Raw genomic sequence first — 24,981 nt, 5'->3', positions numbered from 1 at the left:
CTGTATGCAAGTTGTGGCTTTAAGCTGTGGCAATGGGGGCAAAGAGGCGCAAGACTTCATCCATAAAGTTTTTATGCCCCATTTGCAAGGGTTTTTAACAGCAGAGGGTGAGGATGCGGGGGTGTTTGAGGCTAGGGGGGCATTAGCCCTTAGCACTGATAGCTTTGTGGTCGATCCGCCCATCTTTAAAGGGGGAGACATCGGCAAGCTGTGCGTGTGTGGGAGCGCAAACGATGTTGCCATGCAAGGGGCGCATCCTGAGTACCTAAGCGTGGGCTTCATCTTGGAGGAGGGGCTAGAGGTTGCGCTTTTGCAAGAAATCTTGGCTTCTATGCAAGCGCAACTGCGCTTAGGGGGGCTTAAACTGCTCTCTTTGGATACCAAAGTTGTGCCAAAGGGCTGTGTGGATCAAATTTTCATCAACACGACCGCCCTAGGTCCTGTGCTTTACCCACATTTGAGCGCAAAAAATCTTAAAGAGGGGCAGGTGATCATTGTAAGCGGAGCTATCGGCACGCATGGGGCAGTGCTCTTCTCCCAAAGGGCAGAAATCCAGCTAGACACGCCTTTAGTCAGCGATTGTCAGCAACTATACCCCCTCTTAGAACCCGTGTTTCAAAGCGGGTGCAAACTCCACGCTTTAAGGGACGCGACAAGGGGGGGCTTAGCCTCTGTGTTGCACGAGTGGGCGCAAAGTTCAGGTGTGGGCATAGAGGTGGAGGAAGATTGCATCCCCATTTTAGAGGGGGTTAGGGGGGTGTGTGAGATTTTAGGGCTAGAGCCTTTTATGCTCGCCAATGAGGGGGTGTGCGTGCTTTGCGTGGAGGCAAAGGATGCGCGCCAAGTTTGCGCTCTGTTGCAAGAGGGGGGGGCCAAAAAGGCGTGTGTCATCGGGGAGGTGGTGGCTGGGCGCGGCGTAACTTTAAAAACCCCATGGGGCTCTAAACGCCCTTTAGACATCCTAGAGGGCGAGCTGTTGCCTAGGATTTGCTAAATGTTAAAAAAGCGTTTACCTTGCAGGTTTAAAGTTTTGGCGCATTTTGATTATATTTGAAGGAGCAACAATGCGACACGGAGATATCAGCAGCAGTCCAGACACCGTTGGCGTGGCGGTGGTGAATTACAAAATGCCTAGGCTACACACTAAACAAGATGTCCTAGACAATTGCCATAAAATTGCAGACATGATCACAGGCGTGAAACAAGGTTTGCCTGGGCTAGATTTGATCATCTTTCCCGAGTACAGCACGCACGGCATCATGTATGATCGCAAAGAAATGTTTGACACGGCGGCGAGTGTGCCTGGTGAAGAAACCACGATTTTTGCCAACGCCTGCAAAAAGAACAAGGTGTGGGGCGTGTTTTCTTTAACGGGTGAAAAGCACGAAGACCCTAAAAAGAACCCCTACAACACCTTGATTTTAATCAACGACAAGGGCGAGATTGTGCAAAAATACCGCAAAATTTTGCCCTGGTGTCCTATTGAGTGTTGGTATCCGGGGGACAAAACCTATGTCGTGGAAGGCCCCAAGGGCTTAAAAGTCTCTCTCATCATCTGCGATGATGGCAACTATCCTGAAATTTGGCGCGACTGTGCGATGCGTGGGGCCGAGCTCATTGTGCGCTGTCAAGGCTATATGTATCCTGCTAAAGAACAACAAATCAATATGGTCAAATCTATGGCGTGGGCAAATCAATGCTATGTGGCGGTGGCCAACGCCGCCGGGTTTGACGGGGTGTATTCTTACTTCGGGCATTCCAGCATTGTGGGCTTTGACGGACGCACTTTGGGTGAGTGTGGGGAAGAAGAGTATGGGATTCAATACGCCCAACTCTCCGTGCACGAAATCCGCGATGCCCGTAAACACGACCAAAGCCAAAACCAACTCTTCAAACTCTTACACAGAGGCTATAGTGGGGTCTTCATCAGTGGCGATGGGGATAAAGGCGTGGCCGAATGCCCCTTTGAGTTTTACAAAACTTGGGTCACCGATCCCAAAAAAGCCCAAGCCAATGTGGAAAAATTCACAAGACACCACATCGGCGTGAAAGACTGCCCCATTTACGATTTGCCACATTAGTGCCGTTTTGGCAATCTTAGGTGCAAAGTGTGTTATAATAGCGGGTTTTTGAAAATTTACACAAGGAAGCCTATGGAAAAACACGCTTTAAGCACCGCCCTTTTGGCAACTCTTTTAATCACAGGGTGCACCCAAAGCACCCCTGCTAAAAACACAACGCCCAACAAACCCGCCGCCGCACAGAAAACCTCTGCCCAAAGCACCCAAAGCACGAAAAAAACGACACAACAAAGCAACCAGCAAAACCAAGACGACGACATCAACTACGAAAGGCCTTTGATTAGAGGGAAAAAGTAGACACACAAGGGGGGGTTAGGGCAGACAAAACCTACGAAAGCCATGACTAAAAATCCACAATCTATCCAAACGCTTGCTGGGTAAAAAATTCAAGAGGAAATGGTCGGAGTAGCGGGATTCAAACCCACGACCTCACCCACCCCAAGGGTGCGCGCTAATCAGGCTGCGCCATACTCCGTGAAGGGCCAATTCTATCTAAAAAAGATTAACCCTAACTTAAGTTTTTAGCCCACCTAAAAAGTTTAGTCTAAAGCCTGCACGAAGTGGCGTACTTCCTTGTCTAGGGCTTGGATTTGCTCTAAATTTTCTAGGGGCGGGAGTTTGTCTTTAAAGTGTTCTAGACTATGCGCCACCAGTGCGCTTATTTTGCCAAAGGGCATCGCCCCCGCCTTGAAAATTTGTAGGGCCTCTTCATTGCTGGCGTTGAGCACCACGCCCAGCTTGGGCTCTTGTAAAAGCAAGTCTTTAAACCTCCAAAGGGGGTATCTGTCGGTGTCTATGGGCTCGAATTTAAACGGGGTGCTAAATATTTCAAGGGGCTTTGTGGGGGCGTTTGGGGCGTTTTCTGGACTTAGGGCATGGATGATGGGCAGGCGCATGTCGGGATGGCTCAGTTGTGCATGGTAGCTTTGGTCTTTAAAGCGCACCAAAGCGTGTACACTTGAGCTGCGCTCAAGACATGCATCCACTTTAAGCCCTCCAAAGAGCCAATGCGCCTCCACGAGCTCAAAGAGTTTATTTGCCATGCTTGCCGAGTTGATGGTGATGTCCACACCCATTTGCCAGTTGGGGTGTTGCAAGACCTCCTCAAGGCTTTGGTTTGCGATTTGCTCTAGAGGGGTGTCGCGCAAAGCCCCCCCACTGGCGGTTAAAAACAAAGTGTCTATGTGTTCTTTAGGTGTGTTTTTGAGCAGCACATTGAGCGCAAAGTGTTCGCTATCAATGGGCAAAATGTGCGCCCCTTTTAAAAGCCACCCGCCCACCACCAAAGACTCTTTATTGGCTAAAGCTAAAGTCTTGCCCGCTTTAAAAGCACACAAGCTGGGTTCTAGCCCGCTAAAGCCCACAAGGGCGTTGAGCACCAAGGGGCTTTGGCTACTTGCCACCATTTGGGCGATCCCCTCCCCCCCAATAAACACCTCTGTGCCTGCGGGGACTTGCAAGTGGGGGTAGTCTTGTTTTTCTAAAATCGCAATTTTTTTGGGTTTATGGGCGGCGATTTGGGCGTTTAAAAGCTGCACATTGCGCCCGGCGCTTAAAGCTTCTATGGGTAAGTTAAACAGCTCTGCCACTTCTAGGGCTTGCCGCCCCACTGAGCCTGTGCTGCCTAAAATGATCATAAAGCGGCTTCTATAGCGGCTTTCGTGCATAGCAGGAAGTGCAAACTTATAGCGGCAAAGAACATGGCATCTAGGCGGTCTAAAACCCCCCCATGTCCGGGCAAGATGCTCCCGCTGTCTTTCACCCCCGCCCGCCTTTTCAAAGAGCTCTCATACAAATCCCCCCAAATGGCGCTGATGGCCATAATTGCGCTGGTTACAAAGGCGTAGAGAAAGCCCACATACTTTAAGCCCACCAGCCCCCCCACCACGCTCGCAAACATGAAACCGACAAACGCCCCCTCAAGGGTTTTTTTAGGCGAAGAGGGGCTTAAGGGGATGTTGCCAAAGAGCCGCCCGCCAAAATACGCCCCCACATCGGCAAACACCACCACTGCCACGAGCCACACCACCGCCATCACCCCAAACTCTCTAAACAAAGCCAAAATGTAGACAAAAGGCAAAGTGGGGTAAATAAAGATAAAGCTGTGGTGCACATCAAAGCCCTTATAAGCCAAGAACCCGACCACAAACATCCCTATCATCACCGTGCTCTCAATGGGCGGGGCGATGTAGACAAAACACCACACAAAGGTCAAGCCCACATAGTGCCACACATTGGGTGCATAGCCATAGATTTTTTGGTAAAGGTGCAAGGCTTCGTGAGCGCCGATCAAATAGAGAATGCCCAACACTGCCCAAAACAACCACAAGGAGTCCAAAGACAACACGATGGTGGCCAAAATGAGCAAAGCCACCCCCGTGAAGTAACGTGCCCTTTCCCCAGAAAATTTTGATTTGAGTTGCATTGCGATCCTTTAGTGTGTAAAAATGATGTGAACAAGGCTATAAGCAAAGGTACTGATGAGGACAATGCCGATCAAATTGAGCCACAAGCCGGCCTTGATCATGTCCTTCATCTGCAAATAGCCCGAGCCATAGGCGATCGCGTTGGGTGGGGTCGCTACAGGGAGCATGAAGGCGCAAGTGGCGGCAAGGGCTACAGGAACGGTGAGGAGCAACACTTCAGCCCCATGAAATCCCAGCCCCAAAGCCACACCCCCAAAACGGGCAAGAAGGCGGCGGCGGTGGCGGTGTTGGAGGTGATCTCTGTTAAAAAAATCACCATAGTTGTTACAAGCACAATCAAGAGCAAGAGGGGGATATGCCCTAGCAAGGCGACTTGCTTGCCGATCCACAAGGACAGCCCCGTTTTAGAAAATTGCGCTGAAAGGGCTAACCCCCCGCCAAAGAGCAAGAGCACATCCCAGGGGAGCTTTTTCATGGTGTTCCAATCAATAAGGCGGGTGTTTTGTGCGGGGATGATGAATAAAAGCACTGCCACAGCCATCGCGATGATTGAATCCACATTGGCAATTTTAACCCCCCTAGAGTGTAAAAAACTGCCTAAGAAAGTCCAAGCAAGAGAGGCGAGCACAAAGAGGATGGCGACCCAGCGCTCCCCGCCGTCCATGCGCCCAAGTTTCTTTAACTCTTCTTGGATCATCTCTTTGCCTCCGGGGATGTTTTTGATTTTAATGGGAAAGATCACATGAGTGAGCAGTGCCCAAGTGGCAAAGAGCATGAGTAAAGATAAAGGCATGCCAAGGATCATCCACTTGCCAAAGTCGATTTTCACATGCAAGGCTTCTTGCATGTAGCCGGCTAAAAGCGCATTGGGGGGTGTGCCTATGAGCGTGCCTAGCGAGCCAATAGAGGCACTGTAGGCGATGCCTAGCATCAGGCACACGCTAAAGTTAGTGCGGTGCACCGGGGTTTTGGCATCCTTGCCTTTGTCTACAATGTTTTGTAAAATCCCTCCTTGTGTGCTGGTGCGTGAAAGCGGGCTGGAGTCCAAGGGTTTTGCTTGCTCTTGGTTTTGTTCTAAGAGTTTGGCGACTAATTGCAACACGCTAAGGCCTACGGGCATCATCATCACGGCCGTGGCGGTGTTGCTCACCCACATAGACAAAAACGCTGTGGCGAGCATGAAGCCGGCGACCAGTGCCCTAGGGCTGGTCCCCACCAAAGCGATGATGTTTAAAGCGATTCTGGTGTGTAAATTCCACCTTTGCATCGCCATCGCCAGCACAAACCCCCCCATGAACAAAAAGATAATGGGGGAGGCGTAGCTTGCGCCCACATCTTTAAAGCTTGCCACCCCACAGAGGGTAAACAGCACTAGGGGCAGCAAAGCGGTCGCCACCAATTCAATCGCCTCACTCATCCACCACACCCCCATTAAAACTGCGATGGCAGCCACAAAGGGCATGCTCTCGATCTTTAATTTAGGCTGGTTGAGGCTGTGCTGGATGCTCTCCAAGTGGGCGGACATGGAAAAATACACCAATAAAGCCAACACAAGACCGACTACAAATCCAACCCAAGGGACATAGCGGCCAACGCTCGGCTGTGGCATCACAATCCTTAAAAATAAAATAAAAGCTCAATTTTAGCTAAAAGGACTTGTAATGTGTTTAAAAACGGCGTTTAAACTACCAGCGATAACCCAAAGATGCAGAGAAAATACGCAATTGTCCTAGGTCGTTGGATTGGTAATAGCCATTGCGGTTGCTTTTAAAGGTGAAAGTCCCCCCCCAGCCGATGTCAAAACCCCTAAAATTATATTTTGCCCCAAAGGCGATGGTGTAGCCATTGGAGTCGGGAATGCCGATCGCCTCTTGCGGGCTAGGGGCCTGATCGTAGCAAAACGCCCCCATTAAACGCAAAGAGCGCCCCATGTAAGTCGCGCCCACCCTAAAGGTGTTGGTGTCGCGCCAGCCCGCCCCCATATTCATCACCCCGCTAAAGTCCGCCAGCCCCACCATCTTTTTAAGGGTAGCCGAGTTTAAGGTCTGCACCGCCCCGCCGATGCCCTGATAGCTCGCATTGGCAAAGTCTGGGGTTACCAAGAATTTATTGCCCTGCGACCAAAAAGTGCGCCGATACACCCCCTCGATGCGCAAATGGTGCTTGAAAAACTCGTGAGCATAGGCGATGTCGAGCATTTCGGGTAAGGACACATTAATGTTCAAGCTCCCCCTTGTCAGCACATCGCCTAAACTTGGCCCTAGTTCCGTTAAAGCGGTCAGCCTGCCACGCATGTTAAAGGTTACACTGCTGTTGTAAACCACAGAAAACATGCCATTGTCAAACACGCGCATGCTCGCCGCTGCTCGATAACCACCGCTCCACGCACTGCCATTGCTCTGTTGCACCACTTGCGCCGTTCCATACAGATCGGAGTCGGCTTGTTGCAGCCCACTGTAGCGCATGATTTGCTTGAGCCCACTATAGTAAGCTTGGCACTCTGTGGAATTGGGATCAACATTGGGTTGGCAGTTGATGGCGGGTTGCCAACCGATGCTGGCGAGTTGCTGGCGCATGGAGCTTGGGACTTGCTGGCTAAAGACTTTGTTGGGCAGACCCAAAATTTGGCTTGCGGTGAGCACTGATGCGCCGTGCAAGGGCACATACACGGTGTTGTTAAAACTGCCCGTGGCGTAAAGCCCACGCCCCGACACGCCCACAGAAAAGCGGTTGTTGATGGTGTAGCTGATGCTGGGGGCAAGCTCAACCATCATGATAAAAACATCGCGCAGGAATTCGCCCCCGGGCCCATGCCACTTCATGCCAAGTCCTGAGGGGGCCGTAAAACTGCCCCCAAAAGTAAAGCCATTGTGCGTGCGGCTTTTATAAAAGAATTTGGGCAAGATGAAATTGGTCGTGCCCGTCCAGCCGGGCACCACTTGATCGCTAGGCATAGAGGCCACGGTAACGACCTTTTGGTTGGTTAAATTCTCTAGGTTGTTGATGAGTTTTTGGGCAGCGGGCAGGCCATTGATGATGATTTTATCGCCTACGACGGATCCGACATCGCCCAGCCCCAAAATGCCTAGAATTTTTAATAAATTCTGCTTGCTCTTGTCCACCATAAGGCTGGTGATGGAGTAAAGCCCTTGATTGCTGCCAGGTACCATAAATTTAAAAGCGGGGATGTTGATGACCGTGCTGGTCACCTCAAACTCGCTGCGGTTTTCCCCCCAATCGTTGGTAAAACCCATGTTGGCTGGGTTGTAATAACTCGCATCCGCCCCGCGTGCCCCAGCCACATAAGCCGAGCCCAAAGCGGTGCCATTCAGGCTCTGCTCGGAGATTTGAAACCCATTAGCCATTAAAGAAACCGGTAAACAAGGCCATAAAAAGCGTAAGCGCAAAACAAACTCCCTAAATCATTGCGGGTGGTAGGCTTCAAACACGATGGCCACGCCCGTGGTCATGTTCTGGAACAAGGTTTTTTCGGGGTTGCGTTCGTAGTAAATGAGCTGCCCATTTTCCACAAAACGCTGAATCAAAGTACCATTAGGGGTGATTTGCTTGCCGATGCCTTGAAAAATGTCGCGCCCCAGCACAATGTCGTCAAAGAGGTCGCCATAGCTCACCTTGCCAAACATGTCCCTAGCTGCACTCCACTTGGCTGTGCAGGTCCCCGAAAAGCAAATGTAATTTTTCTTAATGACAATGTCGCCCAAACGGTGGCTGAGTTTGTAGAGCACGATTTCCAAATCCCCCTCTTTGGTGCGTCCGATGGTCCCGTAGTCGTAAAAGCGCAACACGGGCGTGTAAATGTAAATGAGCTTAAATTTCTCCAACTCCTGCCTAATTTTGGCTTCTTCCTCTCTTTGCCGCTGGGCGTAACTCTTTTTGATGAAGAGCTTTCTATGGGGCTTTTTAGGTTTGGCAACCTTGGGCTGGTGGTTACACGCACTTAAAAGCAACCCGAATAACCCGACTGCCAGCAACCGCCCCCACAAAACACCCAAACGCAAAATTTAATCCGTGTCTCACCCGCGTGCACGGTTGAAGACATTGTACCAAATGCGCCCGTCTAGTTTGAGCTCCATGCTCACCTGGCACAGCCCGTCTTTATAGATCGTTTCGGTGATCTCGGCATTGCGGATGAGGGCGTTGACTTTAGTCTTGATCACAGAGTTTTGCAAGATCATGTCTTTGACCGTGTCTGTGGCGTTCACGCGAATCCCATACATTTTTTCGCCCAGTTGGCGGTAGCCATCTACGATCGCCGCCCTTTTGGCTAAAGCGAGGGCTTGGGAGGGCGAAATGGTCGACTCGGGCGCGACACCCATGCCCACTGCGCTCAGTTCGATCACATTGGTGGGGGTGAGGATGGGGGTGTTGGCGATCATGCCATTCTCCCCAGCTGAGGGGGCGACACTTTGGTTGGAATTGTCAAAGTGGGTCGTGATCTGCGGAGAAGAAGGGTTTTCTTTGGGGAAAACGGGCATGGAGCGGGGAGAACGCCCATTGTTAAAGGTCGTGGGCGGGTAAATGGGGGCTTGCAAGCCTGTGGCTGAGGGTGGGATGAGCTGTGTAACTCCGGGTTTTTTAAACCAGCCACACCCTACAAATGCTGCTGCCAAACCAACAGAAAGGCACAAAGGGGCGGCTTTTTTTAAAACACCAACACCGACTGCCAAATTCACTTCTCGCTTCATCACACAAACCTTTCGATAATTTAAGCCCCCATTTTAACACAAAAACCCTAAATTTTGTAAAAAGCCCGCATGCGTTTTTGGATTATCAGCATGCCAAAGAGGAGGGCAAAGCTTAAAACACTCAAAGTGAGAGCGTATTGGTTTGCTAGGGCTAAATTATTCGCTTCGGCTTGGGTGTAAATGGCGATGCTCGCCACCCTCGTTTCTCCCTCAAGGTTGCCCCCCACCATCATCACAACTCCAAATTCACCGATGGTGTGTGCAAAAGTCGTGATGAGTGCCATGAACAAAGCGGGCTTGATGTTAGGCAAGAGCACCCAAAAGAAAGTAAAAACCTTGCTTTTGCCCAAGGTATAGCTCGCCTCTCTTAGCGACTTTGGCAAGCTCTTTAGGGCGTTTTGGATGGGATTTACCATAAAAGGTAAAGAGAAAATGACGCTGGCCAACACCAAGCCGCTAAAGCTGAAAACTAAATGGATGTCAAATTTTTTTAAAAACACCCCAAGAGGGCTCGTGGGCGCAAAGAGCACTAAGAGGTAAAAGCCCAACACCGTGGGAGGCAAGACTAAGGGCATCCAAGTTAAGGTTTCCAAAACCAGCTTTAAAAACCCATCTTTAAACGCTAAATACGCCCCTAGTGCCAGTCCTATGGGGCATAAAATCAGGGTCGTCAAACCCGCCAGCTTGAAAGTCAAGGCGAGCGTGGCGATGAAATCAGTTTGCAAAGGGGGCGATTAAGTAGCCATGGGCTTTTAAAAGGGCTTGCCCTTTGATACTCAAGATAAAATCCGCAAAATCCTTGGCTAATTTTTTATCCCCTCCCCATTTGGTGAGTACCATCGCCTGTTCTATGGGGCTGTAATACTCTTGGGGCACAATGAAATAATGCGCCTTTTTATCCATTAAAGAGAGAGCGCTAAAGCCTAGTTGTGCGGCCTTGCTTTCAACATAGGCGGTTGCTTGCCCCACCGAGTTGGCCTCAGCGATCTTGAGTTGCAAAGTATCGGCAAGGTGCAACTTTTTTAGCACCTCCATGCTCGCCCGCCCATAGGGGGCTAGGGCGGGGTTGGCGATGGCTAAATGGTCGTAAGAATCTTGCAGTGCGTCTAAGGACTTCACCGGCCTTGTTGCGCTCCAAAGCACCAACACCCCTCTGGCATAGACTTGTACGGGGTAGGGGGTGAAGCCCCCTTTGGCCAACTTTAAGGGACGGTCTTTGTCGGCACTGATGAATAAATCATAGGGTGCATCCAGTGTGATTTGTTTAAACAAACTCCCCGAAGACCCAAAGCTGATGAGTACCTTGTCCTTGGGGTGGTTTTTTAAAAACGCGACCTTGATCGCCACTAAAGCTTTGCTCAAATTCGCCGCTGCCGCAACTTTAATCTGCGCCCCAAAACAAGAACACATAGCCAAAACAAGAATCAACAAACGCATGGGCATCCTTTCTACAAAATTGTAACCCCTTATTATAAGCACATACAGACAAATATTAAGTTGTGCTACAATGCTTAATCTAGCCTAAAGGGAGTGCATGACAAATTTAGAAAGAGTGGAGCAGGCCATCAATGCCCTAAAAAATGGGGAGTTGGTGATTTTGATGGACGATGAGGACAGAGAAAACGAGGGGGATTTGGTGATGGCGGGCATTTTCAGCACGCCCGAGAAAATCAATTTTATGGCGAAGTACGCCAGAGGGCTCATTTGTGTCGCCCTGACCCAAGAGATCGCCAATAAATTTGATTTAAAGCCCATGGTGAGCCACAACGACTCCAAACATGAAACGGCTTTCACGATTTCCATTGACGCAAAGGCAGCCAAAACGGGCATTTCGGCCTATGAGCGCTCTCTAACCATCGAGCTTTTATGCAAGGAGCACAGCAGTCCAAAGGACTTTGTGCGCCCGGGGCACATCTTCCCCTTGATTGCCAAAGAAGAGGGGGTTTTGGTGCGCACAGGGCACACGGAGGCGAGCGTGGATTTATGCAAATTAGCGGGGTTAAAGCCCGTGAGTGTGATTTGTGAGATCATGAAAGAGGATGGCTCTATGGCAAAGAGGGGGGATAAATTTTTGCTCGATTTTGCCAAGACCCACGAGCTGAAAATTTTATATGTGTCCGACATCGTGAGCTACCGGTTGCAAAGTGAGAATTTATTGACTTTGCTTGGAGAGTCGCCCGCCACTTTAGCCGGGCTAGATTGCCAAAACTTGGTGTTTTTAGACCATTTGAAAAGGAAACATTTTGTCTATAGGTTTGGGGAGCTTGGCGATGCCCCTTTGGTGCGTTTTCACATCATTAGAAGCGATCACGAATTGTTGAGCCATGCGGCAAACCACGACTTTTTCATGCGTGTGGTCAAGAAACTGAGCTGTGAGGGGGGGGTGTTGGTCTTCATTGATCCCCAAGCAAAGGTGCATGACACGCTGAAAAACTTTGGTGTCGGGGCGTTGGTGCTCAAAAGTCTTGGCATTAAACGCTTTAGGCTACTCACCACGCAAGATCACCCCGAGTACACTGCCTTGAAAGGCTTCGATTTGGAGATGTTGGAGGCGATTTGCCCCTAGATTTTGCGGGCGATCAGCAACCCAAAATTCACCCACTTAAACAGCACTTCGGGTTGTTTAAAGCCCGCTTGCTCTAAGAGAGCCATGTTTTCTTGCAAGCTGTAGGGCACTAGGACATTTTCTAGGGCTTCTCTTTTAAAGGTGATTTCGCTTAGGGTGTAGCCCTGCGCTTGTTTGTAAAGGTAGTACAGCTCCACCATTTGCTTGTCTAAAATGCGGTCCAAGCTCATCATTTTCTCCGCCACAAGCACCACTCCCCCGGGCTTTAGGGCATTAAAAATGCGCTGCATCAAGGCTTGGCGTTGCAAGGGGCGGATGAATTGCAAGGTGTAGAGCAAGACCACAGCCCCTGCGTTGTCTAGGGGAGTTGTCAGCAAATCTTCACAGCGCAAAGACACGAGAAGACTTTTTAGCTTTTCTTGCGCCTTTTCTAACATGCTCGGCGCATTGTCTACACCCACTAGGGGCGTGTCTTTAGGCAAAAGGGGGGCAAGCGTGGCTAAGAAATTGCCCGTAGAGCAGCCCAAATCATAAACCACGCCCACTAAATCCTGCGCTACAAAGTGGCTGGCAAGTTTTAAAGTTTCGTGATAGTGGGGGATGGAGCGTGCGAGCATGTCGTCAAACATGCCCGCCACTTGGCTGTCAAACTCAAAGCGTTTAGGCAAAGGGGTGCAAAAGAGGGTGTCTTTCAAAGTTGGGCAAGCCCAAAAACGGGAGAGCTAGGGCTAGCGTAGGCCTTTTTGGGGATTCGCCCGGCCAGATAGCTTTGGCGTCCGGCTAAAACGGCATGCTTCATGCTCTCAGCCATTAAAACGGGGTTTTGGGCTAGAGCGATGGCGGAGTTGGTTAAAACCCCATCTGCGCCTAGCTCCATCGCAATGCTTGCATCCGAGGCACAGCCCACGCCCGCATCCACAATCACGGGGACTTTCACAGCTTCTTTGATAAAACCGATGTTGTAGCGGTTTTGGATGCCTAGTCCACTGCCAATAGGCGAGGCTAGAGGCATCACGGCACTAGCCCCGGCATCTTCAAGCTTTTTTGCCACGATGGGATCATCATTGCTGTAAGCGAGCACACAAAAGCCCTCTTTGGCCAAAATTTCACAGGCGTTTAAGGTTTCTAGCACATCGGGATAGAGAGTGCGCGAATCGCCGATGATCTCTAGCTTGATAAAATCAATTCCCGTGGCTTCCTTAACCAACCTAAAAAGCGCAAGGGCTTCTTTAGCGGTGGTGCAACCGGCGGAGTTTGGCAAAAAGCTGATGTGGGTGTCTTTAAAGGTGTCTAACAAGTTCTCACTGTGTGGGTCGGTGATGTTGACCCGCCTAACCGCCACGGTCAGCATGTCCGCTCCGCTGGCTAAAGTGGCTTTTTTGGTGGTGGCGAAGTCTTTGTATTTGCCACTGCCCACAATGAGGCGGGAGGTAAAGGTTCTAGAGCCAATGACAAGGGGGTCTTGCACGGCTAGGCTTTCTTATGCACGATTTGGTTGATGTAATAATCCACAGAGCCCAAACCTTCCTTTTTCGCCCACTCTAAACACTCGGACACAAATGCCCAGTTGATGTGTTCGTAGAATTTCTCCAAATAGACGGGGCGGGCGTTTTTATGGTCGATGTAGTAGGCGTGTTCCCACACATCCACGACTAGAAGGGGTACTTTATGCTCGGTTACGGGGGTGTGGGCGTTGCTGGTTTGCACAATTTCGATCTTGTGGTTAGCGGGGTTATAAACCGCCCAATTCCACCCAGAGCCAAAGAGCGTGGTTGCGCTTTTGATAAAAGCTTCCTTAAAGGCTTCTAATGAGCCATAGTCTGCGGTGAGGGCGTGTTTGAGTTCATCGCTCATTTGGGTGGCTTTGGGGCTTAGGCAGTCCCAATAGAAGTCGTGGTTGTAGATTTGTGCGGCGTTGTTAAACACCCCTCCGCTGGATTTAGTGAGGATGGTGAATAAACAGCTGTCTTTAAACTCGCTGTCTTTGATGAGGTTGTTGAGGTTATTGACATAGCCTTGGTGGTGCTTGCCGTGGTGGTAGTCAAAAGCGGTGGGGCTTAGAAAATCCCCCATGCTGTCTTTGCTGTAGGGCAATTCTCTTAAAGTAAACATGTTTTCTCCTTGCATTTGAATTAGGGGGGTATTATAGTCATTTAACTTACATTTTTAATAAACAAGGGCTTTTTAGGATTCTAAGAGACGGTTTAAGAGGAGGTCTTGTTGTTCTTGAAACACCAAAATGGGGTCTTTGAGGCTGCTGTTTAGATAATCCACATAGGGTTTGCTGGTCTGGTAGTAGTTGCGGTTGTCTTGCATGTTGATCGCAATTTGGCATGGGATTTTATTAGAACTGAGGTAGTGCAAATTGAGCAAGAGGTCGTTTAGCATGCCTAGTTTGCTTCCACTCACTAACAGCAATTTTGTCTTGAGGTAGAGGGCTAAATCCACAATCCGCACCTTTTCATCTAAAGGCACAAGCAAGCCTCCCACGCCCTCAATGATGAGCAAATCGCATTTTTCTTGCAGAGCTTTGAGCTTTTTCTCTATGTGTTTGAAGTCTATGGGGGGTAGGTGGGGTTCAAAACGGGCGGCCACAAAGGGGCTAGCTGCCAAAACAAAGCGGTAGAAACTGATGTCCTCTAAGCTTAAATCGGGGTCTATGTGCTGATTGGCTTCTAAAAGGACTTGGGCATCCCCTTGTTCTTGTGTGTTGATCCCCGTTTCAATGGGCTTTGCCAAAAGGGTTTTAATGCCTTTGTCGTTGTAAAGCTGGGCGAGTTGTAGGGCTACGGTGGTCTTGCCCATGTCTGTATTGGTGGCGCTGATAAAAATAGGGCGGTACATACTAAGTCCTTGTCGTGGTTTTTAGTAGCGGTGTATTATAGTATAAATGCCCCCTAACGATACTTTTAGCTTAACTTTTCTATAATTGGGGTCAAATTCTGTGAGGATGTTCCATGCTTAGAGTGCTTTTTGGGATCAGCGATACACAGGAGTGTAGAAGTGGGGCGGATGCGGCGATGAGGCTGTTTTCTCAGATCAAAGAGGTACATTTCACTTTGGTGCATGTCAGCCCAGAGGTGTTGATTTACCCTGAGAGTGGGATCATGAACTACAGCCAAACCGAGGTTGTGGCGAACGAGCAATCCCAGCAACTCATTGACGAGTTTATGGAGCTTTTTGCCCAACAGGGCATTTCTTGCGAAACGGTGCTGAAAATGGGTAATCCTGTGGATGTGGTCTTAGAAATGGCACCCAGCTTCGATCTCTTAGTCATCGGGGCGAGCGAGTCGTCCATGTTTTACCGCCTTTTTGGCTCGCACCAAAATAGTTTCATTGACAATTCCCCCATCCCCGTTTTGGTGGCAAAATAATGCCCCCCATCACCACAAGACTCAACCGCCTACTCAACGCTGCGATGGCCTTGGCAAGCAAGCTCTCACACCGCTACATCACTCCCGAGCATTTGTTTTTCATCATGTTGAATGACAAAGAAGTGCAGGGCTTTTTAAGGCGTTTGGACTTAGACATTGAAGAGGCGAAACAACTGGCGCAAAACTATCTCACCGAGAGTGTCCCTACTTACGAAAACGCCCTAGAGGGGCATGGTAAAACGCCTGTCAATGATGAACACCTGAACCATCTTTTTCAAGCCTTGAGCCGTTACGCTAAAGAAATGCCCCACAAAATCCTAGATGTGCAGGATTTATTGTGGCTCATGGTAGAAAAGATCCCCTGCTATGCCACAGACATTTTAAAAACCTATGGCGTGGATGGCCCTAAAATCTTAGAGCAACCCCCTCTAACTTTCTCCAAAGAGAAAACCCCTGCTTTAAGGAAGTTTGCTAGAGATTTAAACGCCCTAGCTGCCCAAAACGCCATCGACCCCGTGTCCCATAGAGAGAATGAAATCAAGAAAGTGATCGAAGTTTTGGGGCGGCGCAAGAAAAACAACCCCCTATTGGTGGGCGAGCCGGGCGTGGGTAAAACCGCCATTGCTGAGGGGCTAGCCTTAAAAATCGCCCATCAAGAAGTCCCCCCCTTTTTGCTCGGGCGCACGATTTACGCTTTAGATTTGAGCGCAATGGTTGCCGGGAGCAAGTATCGGGGCGAGTTTGAAAAACGCCTCAAAAAGACCCTAAAAGAGTTGCAACGGGATAAGGGAAGCATTTTATTCATCGATGAAATCCACACCGTACTAGGGGCGGGGGCTTCCAGCGCAGGGGCACTCGATGGGGCAAACATCTTAAAGCCCATGCTCGCCGATGGCTCTTTAAGTTGCATCGGTGCAACGACCTTTGACGAATTTAGGGCGGTGCTTGAAAAGGACAAGGCCTTTTGTCGCCGCTTTAGTAAAATCGACATCCTAGAGCCCTCCAAAGAGGATTGTTATGGCATTTTGGAGGACATCGCTGGCTATTATGAGCGCCACCACAAGGTCAAATACAGCAAGGAAGCCCTGAAAGCTTGCGTGGATTTGTCCGTGCATTACTTGCATGAAAATTTCCTACCCGATAAAGCCATTGATTTAATGGACATGGCGGGCTCGTTTAAGAAAATTTATACCCCAAACACCCACGCCCCCACGATCTCTAAAAGCGATATTGAAAATGTGCTGTCCTTTAAAATTGACATTCCCAAAGCCCACATCAGCCCCGAAAAGAAGAACCACTTAAAGGGGCTCGAGGATCAGCTCAAAAAAGAGGTCTTCGCCCAAGACGAGGCGATCGCCCGTTTGGTCGAAACCATCAAAATCCATGCTTCGGGTTTGGCAGGCGTGCGAAAACCCGTAGCCAGCTTTTTATTCGTGGGGCCTAGTGGTGTGGGCAAAACCGAGCTTGCCAAAGCCCTAGCCAAGCACATGCACCTACACCTTGAGCGCTTTGACATGAGCGAGTATAAAGAACCGCACAGCATTTCTAAGCTCATCGGTGCGCCCTCGGGCTATGTGGGCTTTGAGCAGGGTGGGTTGTTAGTCAATGCTATTAGAAAACACCCCCGCTGTGTGTTGCTCTTAGACGAGATCGAAAAGGCACACCCTAATGTTTATGACTTGTTGCTACAAATCACCGACAACGCCACGCTCACCGACAACACTGGGCGCAAGAGCGACTTTAGCCACACCATTTTGATCTTGACTTCCAACGCGGGTAGCCAAACTCTAGGCAAACTCGGATTTTTGGAGGACAACGCCCACAGATACCACAACGCCCTAAAAGAGATATTAAGTCCAGAATTGCGCTCAAGGCTTGATGCGATTTTGACCTTTAAGCCCCTAGACTTGGCGCATTTGGAGTGCGTGGTGCAAAAAGAGTGCAAGAAAATAGAAGCCATGCTTGCGCCCAGAAACATCAGTCTAGCGGTGGATAAATCCGCTGTCCATCACCTAGCCACCTTGTGCCAAAAAGACCCCCTAGGTGCACGCATTGTAGAAAAATTAGTCCATCGACACATTAAAGTGAAACTAAGCGATGCCCTGCTCTTTGGAGGACTTAAAGAGGGGGGAGGTGCCAGGTTTTTATGGCGCAACCAAGAAATGCAGCTTGTGCCAAAAAACCCCAGCAAATCCCGTAAACTACGCCAAACCACCAAAACGCCCTAAGGTGAGAAATGCCCCTAATCCAAGCCCTTTATAGCAAAATCCACCGCGCCGTGGTGACGGACGCGAATTTAAATTACGAAGGCTCGATCACTTTGGGGGAGGACTTGCTGAAAGCGTCTAAACTCGCCCCCTTCATGAAGGTGGATATTTTAAACATCAACAATGGGGCGCGCTTTAGCACCTATGTCATTGAGGGACAAGGCTGTGAGGTCTGCATTAACGGGGCGGCAAGCCGTTTGGTGCAAAAAGGCGATCTTGTCATCATTGTCGCCTATGTATCGCTTGCCCTGGAGGACTTAGCCAGCCACAAACCCCACATCGTGTTTGTAGATTCGCACAACGCCCCGACATTAAAGGACAATTCATGTTAGATTTTAGCCAATTTGGCGGTTTGCTCTCTAGCTTACAAGAGCAGATTAAAGAAATGGAGGAAAAGAGCAAGAACACCACTTTTGAAGCCAAGAGTGGGGGCGGACTCGTGAAGGTCAAATTCAATGGGGCGGGTGAGTTGCTAGACATTTTCATTGACGATGGCTTGCTTGAAGACAAAGAAGCCTTGCAAATCTACTTGATGAGTGCCTTGAACGAAGCGTATAAACAAGTGGAGGACACACGCAAAAACTCAGCCTTTGGCATGCTTGGGGGCTTAAATCCCTTTGCAAAATAGGGTTTACCTTTTGACCTTTAGAGCCAACTAATGCCCTGCACATGCCAAAAACGCTTTTTTCTTGCCTTTATGGGGCTTTTGGGGCTCTTTTTAAGTGCGCTCAAGGGCTACGACTTCTCACATTGCCAAGCTTACTACAAAAGGGCGAGCCACCCAGGGAGTGTGTCCTTGTTTTGGAAGGATGGGGCTGTGTCTTTCGCACATGGCAAAATCCCCAAAGGGGCAAAAATCTTAAAAGCCGACCCCTTCATTGGCTTTTATCTACTCAAAACCCCCCCTACAGAGTTTGCTTACAGTCTCTTAGATATAGACGAGCACGCCTACACCCACCCGCTCGCCAGTGTGAGTGCACACCAGGCCACAAGAGGGCAGATTGTCAGACGCCAAGAGGGGTTTTTAGACTATGCTAGATTTTCTGTCCCCGTGGCGGCCAATGGCGTGGTGAGCAACATTTGTTACCAAATTTATGGCGTGGGGGTGGGCGGGGGCTTTATAGAAGCCCGCTACATTAAACGCTTTTTGCGCCAAAGCACGCCCTACTATGGCGACATCGGAGTGCGGGTGCACCAAAGGGGGGGTGTGGTCGTGGAGAGCGTGGATCCCTTCTTTGCCAACAACCCCTTTTTAGAGGGGGATAAAATCACCAACATCAATGGGCGCAACATAGACAGCGTGCGGGATTTTGAGTGGATAGTGAGTAATTTAGCCTATCAAAAGAGGGCAAGGGTGCAAGTCTTGCGGAGAGGGCGTTACAAGACTTTGGGCGTGAGTGTGGATAGACGCTATGGGGGGTTTTTACTGCCTGATAGTTTTTTGGAACGCTTTGGGGTGAAGCTAAATGCCCATTTTGTGATTCAAGCCCTAGCCAAAAACCGCCCCAAAGCCATTAAAGTCTTGCATGTGGGCGACAAGCTTGTGTGGATCAACCGCAGACCCATTGCCCCGGCAGGGGCTAGCTTTAGCGCAAAACTCAGTGCCTTGCGCCGCGCTTTAAGCCACGGCTACATGCAGGGGGGGATTGAATTGTTAGTTTTAAGAAATGGATTTGAGTTCTATGTCCGTCTGTGATTTGCACTTGTTTAACGAGGTGTGCACCGCCTTTGAGGGGTATTTAAGGGCGCATAAACCCACCTTAAACACCTTCCACCCCTTTTTTGAAAAAGCCCTTTGGGAAATGCTTTTAAATGGGGGTAAACGCTTTAGACCTAAGTTGCTCTTAGCGGTCGTGTGCGCTTTTGTGCGCTCTAACCAGCGCATACAACAAGCCTACCCCATCGCTCTAGCCCTGGAGGTGTTGCACACTTATTCGCTCATCCATGACGACCTGCCCTGCATGGACAACTCCCCCTTGCGTCGCGGACACCCGACTCTACACACCACCTACAACGAAACCACCGCTACTTTAGTGGGCGATGGTTTAAACACCTACGCCTTTGAGCTCATCGCAAATGCCAAACTCTCAAGCCCCCTAAAGGTGCACTTAGTGGCGACTCTAGCGCAATGTGGGGGGGTTAGGGGCATGGTGCTAGGACAAGCCCTAGATTGCCACTTTGAGGGGCAAGAGCTAGAACAAGCCGAGTTAGAGGAGTTACACACCCTAAAGACGGGCAAGCTCATTGCCGCGAGCCTTAAGATGGGGGCGTTGATTGCCAAAGAGTTTAGCAAGACCCCCCACGACTTGGCGCGAATCCTTTTTGATTTAGGGTTGCTTGTGGGGCTGTTTTTCCAAGTACGCGATGACATCATTGACGCGACCCAAAGCCCCGAACAATCGGGCAAAAGCACGCAGGCTGATGGCTTGAAAAACACCTATGTGCGCTTGCTCGGGCTAGAGGGAGCTCAAGGGTATTTGTGCGCCTTGCAAGCGCAATTTTTAGACAGATTAGAAACCCTGCCCCACGCTCTAAGAACTTATTTAACGCATTTGTTGGAGAGTTTGGCATGAAGCCTTATATTTTACTCACAAACGATGATGGCTATGAGGCACGGGGGCTTTTGGTGCTCAAAGAAGCCTTAGAAGCGGTCGCTGAGGTCTTGGTGGTCGCCCCTAAAAATGAAAAATCGGCGTGCGGACACGGCGTTACCACGACCTTGCCCTTGCGTTTGGAGCAAATGGGGGAGGGGTATTACCGCGTGGATGATGGCACACCCACCGATTGCGTGTGTTTGGCCTTATCCATTGCCAAACGCCCCTTTGATTTGTTGGTTTCAGGCATCAACCATGGCTCCAACATGGGCGAAGATGTGCTCTACTCGGGCACAGCCGCCGGGGCCATAGAAGGCACGATCCACAACATCCCCTCCATCGCCCTGTCCCAATACATCAAAGAGCGCAAACTCTTTAGCCAATTTGATTTTGCCCTAGCCAAAGAAATCGCCTTGAAACTTGTGGCGCAGTGCTTAAGGGGCTACCCCTTGAAGGGGCGCAAGTTTTTAAATGTCAATGTCCCCCAAAGTCCGCATTTTAAGGGCGTGAAAATCACGCAACTAGGCAAACGGTTGTATGCCAACAACATCCACTGCAAACAAGACCCCAAGGGCAAGCAGTATTGTTGGATGGGGGTCAATCCCCTGCGCTGGGAGGAGAGAGAGGGGACTATGAGCGATTTTAAAGCCCTAAAAGAGGGGTTTGTGTCCATCAGTCCTATCACGCTCAACATGACAAGTTACGCCGATTTAGAGAGTTTGCAAGGCTGGTTTGTCTAAACTTGTAGTAAAATGGGCTTATGAAAACGAGACACTTTTTTTTGTGGTTGTTGCCTGTGGTCTTTCTCTTCAGTGGTTGCCACCGCTTGAATATGGGCTATTTCTCTGAGGTTAGAGCGGGGTATGTCTTTAATGTCAGCTCGCCCACGGTGGTGGTCTATGACAAAGAGGATATGGTCACCTCCTTTTACATACAGCTCATCATCTACGACTTGCAAGAGTTGGGCTTTTACAATGTCTTTAGCATGCAAGAGTACCCCCCCGCTAAGGCCAAAAATGTCATTTATGCCCAAGTGGTACGCAACATCTCTGCCGTGCCTGTGCTTGCTTACCATTACATTTTGATCGATCGCGCCAAACGCAACCGCTGTTACTGGCATGAGGGGCAGTTTTATTGCGCCAAAGTCCCCACAGACTACTACGCCATCAATGGCTTTTCGGCGTATTCCAAAATGTTGGCTGGGTCGCATTTCATCTTAGATTGGTGGGACAATGTCATCAATAAACGGGTGCTTTACATTGACGGGAGTGTGAGCGGAAACACCTGTGGGTACAACCGCCTGTATGAAGAGCTGATCTCCAACACCATCGGGCGCATAGATTTCACAAGGTCGGAGCATTACCGCTACTACCACCAGCTCCCCATTTACCAGCCCTGTTATAGGCGTTGAATGCAAATCCGCCGTTCGTTTCACTTCTGTGCAAGCCACATCGTGCGTAATTGCACTTCTAGGCGGTGTGCCACCAGCATACACGGGCACAACTACCAAGTGGAGGTGTTTTTAAAGGCACATCGGCTAGACAAGGCGGGCATGACCTTAGATTTTGGGATTTTTAAAAATGAAATCGCCAGCTTCATTGACGCATTTGACCACGCCCACCATTTTTGGGACAAGGAAACCGAAGGTTTCCAAAATTTTATTGTCGGCACCTGTGCCCGTTATGCTAAATTGAGCTTTAATCCGAGTGCCGAGCATTACGCTTTAATGTTCCACCTTTTCATCAGCGCGATTTTAGAGGCGACCGAGCTACACAACAACGAAGCGGTGTCGGTCTGTTCGGTGAGGGTGCATGAAACCTCTTATGGCTACGCCCAAAGCGAGGCAGAGGATTTAGCTAACCCCGACTTAATGGGAGCGATCTCTTTAGAGGGCGTGGTGTTCTCCCCCGAGATTTTAAAGGACATGCCAAACCCCCAACTTTTAGAGCAACTTTTGGCCTACCACAGAGCCAAAGAAAACGCCCTATATCCACTAAAAAAACCCTTTGTAAGTCCCCAGCCTCTAGCCCAAATATGAGCCTGCCCTTAGTAGAAACCTTTTATAGTCTGCAGGGCGAGGGCTCTTGTGTGGGACGACCCAGTGTCTTTATCCGCCTAGGGGGGTGTAATTTTAAATGCGTGGGCTTTGGGGTGAGGGCAAATATTGAGGGGCAAGAGTTTGTGGGCTGTGATAGCATTTATGCCGTGCGTCCTAACGCCAAATGGCAATATCTAAAAAATGCTGAGGATCTTTTAGCCAAACTTCCCCCCCATAACCTAGAGTCCTTGCCTTTAATTGTGCTGACCGGGGGCGAGCCTAGCCTGCACTTCAAAAACCCCATTTTGCTAAAAGCCTTGCAAATCTTGCACGAAAGGGGGCACACCCTATGGGTGGAAAGCAATGGGAGTGTGTTTTTTGACTTTAGCCCTCCCTTAGATTCTCTGCACTTCACCCTAAGCCCCAAGTTGTCCTTTAGTGGCGAGCAAACTCCCCTAAAGCCCTTGCAACATATCTTAGACAATGCCCTAGAGGTGGTGTTTAAATTCGTGCTAAAAAGCCCTACAGACATCCAAGAGGTGCAAGCCCTGTTAAAAAACTTGCGCTTTAAAACCCCCCCCTTGATCTATCTCATGCCCCTAGCCATAGATCAAGAGAGCCTGCAAGAGGGTTTAGAGAGTTTGGCTAGTGTGTGTTTAGCGCATGGCTACTCTTTAGGCCAAAGGCTACACATCCAGCTTTGGGGCAACGCGCCGGGGCGCTAATGTTAGAGGCATTTAGGGCGCACATTGAGAGCATTAGCAAAGAGGATGGCACGCATAAATTTAGTCTAGATAGCGTGCTAGAAATGGGAGAGGGGCACAAGGCCTTAGAGCTTTTAGCCGATGCCATCAAAGAGCAAAGGCAAATCATCATCGGGGGGGATTACGATTGCGATGGTATGAGCGGGACAGCTTTAGCCCTGTACTTCTTTAAAGAGGTGTTGCACTACCCTAACATCAATTACATCATCCCTAGACGCAATATAGACAGCTATGGCATGAGTGAAGAACTCTTACAAGCTTACGCTAGCCAAGAACGCTTAGTGAAAACCCACTACAACTCCAGAGGGGATCTTTTAGGGGGCAAGCCCCTAGACTTTAAAGACAGCCTATTTCTCACCATAGACAATGGGGCAACCATCCCCGATGAGGTGTGCGCCTTTTTGCACGCCCACAACACGCCCCTCATTTTGAGCGACCACCACGAATTTTTAGAGGGGCGCATCCCCGCTTGCGATGCCTTCGTGCACCCGCTTTTAGGTGAAAAGCACCCCTTTAAAGGCATCAGCGGGGCGTGCGTGGGGTATTTACTCTTGCTCGCCTACGCCAAACACACCAAAGTGAAAATGCGCTTAGACCACTTGCACTATTTACAAGTCTTAGCCGGGCTTAGCACCATCGGCGACATGATGGACTTAAGTATGCCCTACAACCGACAACTCGTACAGCGCATGGACCACACTCTAAAAACTGCCATGCCAAATTCGCTCAAAGCCCTATACTTAGCCCAAAAATACCAAAACCCCTATAAACTGAGTGCCCTAGCGTGGGACATCATCCCCTTGATCAACGCCGTGGGGCGACTCGACGGCATTGAGGGCTTTTGCCATTGCAATTTAGTCGTGGATTTACTCGCCACAAGAGAGGCCAACCCCACTTACGCCGCGCTTTTGGTGCAGACCAACCAGAAACGCAAAGAGTGTATCCAAGAGATTAAAAAGAACCTACAACCCACGCAAAAAGGCGCGCTCATCTATGCGGGCGGGCAAATCCCCAGAGGGGTTTTAGGCATGCTGGCCAATCAGTTTTTGGAGAGTGGGGGGGCTGTGGCGCTGTGTTGGCGGTTTGAAAACACAAGCATAGAAGCGTCCTTGCGCTCCAAAGAAGCCGATTTAATGCAAATTTTAAGCCAACTCAAAGAGAGGGGCATTAGCGTGCAAGGCGGGGGACATAAGCAAGCGTGCGGGCTCGTCTTTGAAACCAACAACGACTTCCAGCACGCCCTAAAGATTTTAGGCGCTTACAAATGACCTTTAAAGCCCCCAATTTAGAGGTGTTTTTCAACCCTGAGTTTTTAGAGCTTTATGCTAGGGGCGAACCTTATGGGGTGGGTAACCCCACGCCCTTATTTGAAGTTTGCGCCCCCTTAAAATCATGGCGTTTTTTGGGGCGAACAGAGCAACATATAGAGCTCATCCTCGAGGATGCCACCGCCCTGTTGGTGTGCAAGTGGTGGTTTTGCCCCCAAAAATTGCACCCCCACTTGCGCCCCCCTAATCTCTTAAATCTAGTGGGTGAATTTGACCCCCATAGCAAAGAATTAAAATGCCTAGAGATTAAAGTTTAAACGCTAAAATCCTCCATACAAAAATTTTTAAGGACCAACAAATGTTTTATCTCTTTGCTCTTTTGGCCGGCATGGCCCTAGCCTTGCAAGCCCCCATCAACGCCTCTCTAGCTAGGGACATGGGAGGGGTGAGTGTCTTTGCGGCATTCTTTTCGTTTTTGGTGGGGACTTTATGTCTATTCGTTTTGTCAAGGGTGTTCCACCAAATGGGCAGCGACACCTTAAAACTTTTATCCCATCAAGAGTGGTGGAAGTTTATCGGTGGCCTTTTAGGCTCTTTTGTGGTCTTCACAACCATCATTGGTGCGCCCAAAATCGGGCTAGCCCCCATGCTGGTCTTTTTGCTTGTGGGGCAGTTGTGTATGGGCTTATTCCTAGACTCCATCGGGGCTTTTGGCTTGGCGCAAAAGACCATCAGTCTGTCTAAACTTCTAGGCTTAATGCTTGTCATTTCAGGGATTGTTGTCTTTTTTTATAGGGATATTTTTAAGTAAAGCGTGCAGTGCTTTACTTGAAGCGTGCAGTGCTTTGCCAAAAAACTCTGCACTTTTTAGGTGTCATATTGATGAGACTTATGCAG

The 24,981-nt window shown here is 49.6% G+C and carries 28 protein-coding genes, 1 tRNA gene and 1 pseudogene; 17 read left to right on the top strand and 13 right to left on the bottom strand.

All coding sequences use genetic code 11. The features are described from left to right. Positions 1-4 precede the first annotated feature (4 nt). The 3 genes from hypE (at position 5) to K6J72_RS01075 (ending at position 2,378) form a co-directional block, all read left to right on the top strand. Complete coding sequence (hypE, locus tag K6J72_RS01085) at positions 5-994, top strand: hydrogenase expression/formation protein HypE (protein ID WP_221279877.1); 990 nt, start codon at positions 5-7, stop codon at positions 992-994. Positions 995-1,064: 70 nt separating this feature from the next. Continuing rightward, positions 1,065-2,081, top strand: a complete 1,017-nt coding sequence (locus K6J72_RS01080) for an aliphatic amidase (RefSeq protein ID WP_221279876.1) — start codon at positions 1,065-1,067, stop codon at positions 2,079-2,081. Positions 2,082-2,153: 72 nt separating this feature from the next. After that, entirely contained in the window at positions 2,154-2,378 is a 225-nt protein-coding gene (locus K6J72_RS01075; protein WP_221279872.1) for a hypothetical protein, read from the top strand. Between the two features lie 100 nt (positions 2,379-2,478). Here K6J72_RS01075 and K6J72_RS01070 read toward each other — a convergent pair. The 9 genes and pseudogenes from K6J72_RS01070 to modA form a co-directional block, all read right to left on the bottom strand. Next, a tRNA-Pro gene (locus K6J72_RS01070) sits at positions 2,479-2,556 on the bottom strand. A 64-nt stretch (positions 2,557-2,620) separates the two neighbouring features. Next, positions 2,621-3,718 carry a 1-deoxy-D-xylulose-5-phosphate reductoisomerase gene (dxr, locus tag K6J72_RS01065; RefSeq protein ID WP_221279869.1) on the bottom strand — a complete coding sequence of 366 codons (1,098 nt, stop codon included), beginning with the start codon at positions 3,716-3,718 and terminating at the stop codon, positions 2,621-2,623. Further along, positions 3,715-4,506 carry a phosphatidate cytidylyltransferase gene (locus K6J72_RS01060; protein ID WP_221279865.1) on the bottom strand — a complete coding sequence of 264 codons (792 nt, stop codon included), beginning with the start codon at positions 4,504-4,506 and terminating at the stop codon, positions 3,715-3,717. The genes dxr and K6J72_RS01060 overlap by 4 nt, the downstream gene beginning before the upstream one ends. Before the next feature lie 9 nt (positions 4,507-4,515). Next, positions 4,516-6,116, bottom strand: a pseudogene (locus tag K6J72_RS01055) (SLC13 family permease). A gap of 76 nt (positions 6,117-6,192) precedes the next feature. After that, positions 6,193-7,872, bottom strand: coding sequence for an OmpP1/FadL family transporter (locus tag K6J72_RS01050; RefSeq protein WP_221279863.1), 1,680 nt, complete (start codon positions 7,870-7,872; stop codon positions 6,193-6,195). A 57-nt stretch (positions 7,873-7,929) separates the two neighbouring features. Beyond that, positions 7,930-8,526 carry an HP0838 family lipoprotein gene (locus K6J72_RS01045; RefSeq protein WP_260320609.1) on the bottom strand — a complete coding sequence of 199 codons (597 nt, stop codon included), beginning with the start codon at positions 8,524-8,526 and terminating at the stop codon, positions 7,930-7,932. Positions 8,527-8,541: 15 nt separating this feature from the next. Then, complete coding sequence (locus K6J72_RS01040) at positions 8,542-9,213, bottom strand: LPP20 family lipoprotein (RefSeq protein ID WP_260320608.1); 672 nt, start codon at positions 9,211-9,213, stop codon at positions 8,542-8,544. A 47-nt stretch (positions 9,214-9,260) separates the two neighbouring features. Further along, positions 9,261-9,938, bottom strand: a complete 678-nt coding sequence (modB, locus tag K6J72_RS01035; RefSeq protein WP_221279860.1) for a molybdate ABC transporter permease subunit — start codon at positions 9,936-9,938, stop codon at positions 9,261-9,263. Then, positions 9,928-10,650 carry a molybdate ABC transporter substrate-binding protein gene (gene modA, locus K6J72_RS01030; protein ID WP_221279859.1) on the bottom strand — a complete coding sequence of 241 codons (723 nt, stop codon included), beginning with the start codon at positions 10,648-10,650 and terminating at the stop codon, positions 9,928-9,930. The genes modB and modA overlap by 11 nt, the downstream gene beginning before the upstream one ends. A gap of 97 nt (positions 10,651-10,747) precedes the next feature. On the opposite strand from modA, the gene K6J72_RS01025 reads away from it, so the two are divergent. Beyond that, entirely contained in the window at positions 10,748-11,779 is a 1,032-nt protein-coding gene (locus K6J72_RS01025) for a bifunctional 3,4-dihydroxy-2-butanone 4-phosphate synthase/GTP cyclohydrolase II (RefSeq protein WP_221279856.1), read from the top strand. Here K6J72_RS01025 and cmoA read toward each other — a convergent pair. The 4 genes from cmoA to bioD form a co-directional block, all read right to left on the bottom strand. Next, a complete protein-coding gene (gene cmoA / locus K6J72_RS01020; protein ID WP_221279852.1) occupies positions 11,776-12,474 on the bottom strand; it encodes a carboxy-S-adenosyl-L-methionine synthase CmoA in 699 nt (232 codons plus the stop codon). The two genes, K6J72_RS01025 and cmoA, sit on opposite strands and share 4 nt — an antisense overlap. Beyond that, on the bottom strand, positions 12,471-13,247 hold the full coding sequence (locus tag K6J72_RS01015; protein WP_221279849.1) for a thiazole synthase: 777 nt from the start codon (positions 13,245-13,247) through the stop codon (positions 12,471-12,473). The genes cmoA and K6J72_RS01015 overlap by 4 nt, the downstream gene beginning before the upstream one ends. 2 nt (positions 13,248-13,249) lie before the next feature. After that, on the bottom strand, positions 13,250-13,891 hold the full coding sequence (gene sodB / locus K6J72_RS01010; protein WP_221279845.1) for a superoxide dismutase [Fe]: 642 nt from the start codon (positions 13,889-13,891) through the stop codon (positions 13,250-13,252). Positions 13,892-13,963: 72 nt separating this feature from the next. Beyond that, positions 13,964-14,623 carry a dethiobiotin synthase gene (gene bioD / locus K6J72_RS01005; protein ID WP_221279844.1) on the bottom strand — a complete coding sequence of 220 codons (660 nt, stop codon included), beginning with the start codon at positions 14,621-14,623 and terminating at the stop codon, positions 13,964-13,966. Between the two features lie 113 nt (positions 14,624-14,736). On the opposite strand from bioD, the gene K6J72_RS01000 reads away from it, so the two are divergent. Genes K6J72_RS01000 through K6J72_RS00940 form a run of 13 tightly spaced genes read left to right on the top strand, consistent with a single transcriptional unit; the run spans position 14,737 to position 24,895 of the window. Further along, a complete protein-coding gene (locus K6J72_RS01000; RefSeq protein ID WP_221279839.1) occupies positions 14,737-15,153 on the top strand; it encodes a universal stress protein in 417 nt (138 codons plus the stop codon). After that, a complete protein-coding gene (locus tag K6J72_RS00995) occupies positions 15,153-17,381 on the top strand; it encodes an AAA family ATPase (protein ID WP_221279835.1) in 2,229 nt (742 codons plus the stop codon). The genes K6J72_RS01000 and K6J72_RS00995 overlap by 1 nt, the downstream gene beginning before the upstream one ends. 8 nt (positions 17,382-17,389) lie before the next feature. Continuing rightward, a complete protein-coding gene (gene panD, locus K6J72_RS00990) occupies positions 17,390-17,752 on the top strand; it encodes an aspartate 1-decarboxylase (protein ID WP_221279833.1) in 363 nt (120 codons plus the stop codon). Beyond that, positions 17,746-18,048, top strand: a complete 303-nt coding sequence (locus tag K6J72_RS00985; RefSeq protein ID WP_221279831.1) for a YbaB/EbfC family nucleoid-associated protein — start codon at positions 17,746-17,748, stop codon at positions 18,046-18,048. The genes panD and K6J72_RS00985 overlap by 7 nt, the downstream gene beginning before the upstream one ends. Positions 18,049-18,078: 30 nt before the next feature. After that, a complete protein-coding gene (locus K6J72_RS00980) occupies positions 18,079-19,116 on the top strand; it encodes a DUF7488 domain-containing protein (protein ID WP_221279821.1) in 1,038 nt (345 codons plus the stop codon). Beyond that, entirely contained in the window at positions 19,103-19,993 is an 891-nt protein-coding gene (locus tag K6J72_RS00975; RefSeq protein WP_221280994.1) for a polyprenyl synthetase family protein, read from the top strand. Before K6J72_RS00980 ends, K6J72_RS00975 begins: the two co-directional genes overlap by 14 nt. Beyond that, positions 19,990-20,754: a 5'/3'-nucleotidase SurE gene (surE, locus tag K6J72_RS00970; RefSeq protein WP_221279818.1), complete on the top strand. Its 765-nt coding sequence runs from the start codon at positions 19,990-19,992 to the stop codon at positions 20,752-20,754. The genes K6J72_RS00975 and surE overlap by 4 nt, the downstream gene beginning before the upstream one ends. A 20-nt stretch (positions 20,755-20,774) precedes the next feature. Then, positions 20,775-21,425: a hypothetical protein gene (locus K6J72_RS00965; protein WP_221279816.1), complete on the top strand. Its 651-nt coding sequence runs from the start codon at positions 20,775-20,777 to the stop codon at positions 21,423-21,425. Beyond that, the gene (locus tag K6J72_RS00960) at positions 21,426-22,052 is read left to right on the top strand and encodes a 6-pyruvoyl trahydropterin synthase family protein (RefSeq protein ID WP_221279813.1); all 627 of its coding nucleotides are present in this window, start codon (positions 21,426-21,428) and stop codon (positions 22,050-22,052) included. Continuing rightward, positions 22,049-22,777, top strand: a complete 729-nt coding sequence (locus K6J72_RS00955; RefSeq protein WP_221279810.1) for a 7-carboxy-7-deazaguanine synthase QueE — start codon at positions 22,049-22,051, stop codon at positions 22,775-22,777. The genes K6J72_RS00960 and K6J72_RS00955 overlap by 4 nt, the downstream gene beginning before the upstream one ends. Then, positions 22,777-24,084, top strand: coding sequence for a DHH family phosphoesterase (locus K6J72_RS00950; RefSeq protein WP_221279808.1), 1,308 nt, complete (start codon positions 22,777-22,779; stop codon positions 24,082-24,084). The genes K6J72_RS00955 and K6J72_RS00950 overlap by 1 nt, the downstream gene beginning before the upstream one ends. Continuing rightward, positions 24,081-24,401, top strand: a complete 321-nt coding sequence (locus tag K6J72_RS00945) for a single-stranded-DNA-specific exonuclease (protein WP_221279806.1) — start codon at positions 24,081-24,083, stop codon at positions 24,399-24,401. Before K6J72_RS00950 ends, K6J72_RS00945 begins: the two co-directional genes overlap by 4 nt. Before the next feature lie 41 nt (positions 24,402-24,442). Beyond that, complete coding sequence (locus K6J72_RS00940; RefSeq protein WP_221279804.1) at positions 24,443-24,895, top strand: DMT family transporter; 453 nt, start codon at positions 24,443-24,445, stop codon at positions 24,893-24,895. Positions 24,896-24,981 lie beyond the last annotated feature (86 nt).

It is taken from the genome of Helicobacter sp. NHP19-003 (assembly GCF_019703305.1).
Taxonomy (GTDB): domain Bacteria; phylum Campylobacterota; class Campylobacteria; order Campylobacterales; family Helicobacteraceae; genus Helicobacter; species Helicobacter gastrocanis.
The sequence above is the reverse complement of the archived record's forward strand: the minus strand, read 5'-3'. Positions and strand labels throughout refer to the sequence as shown.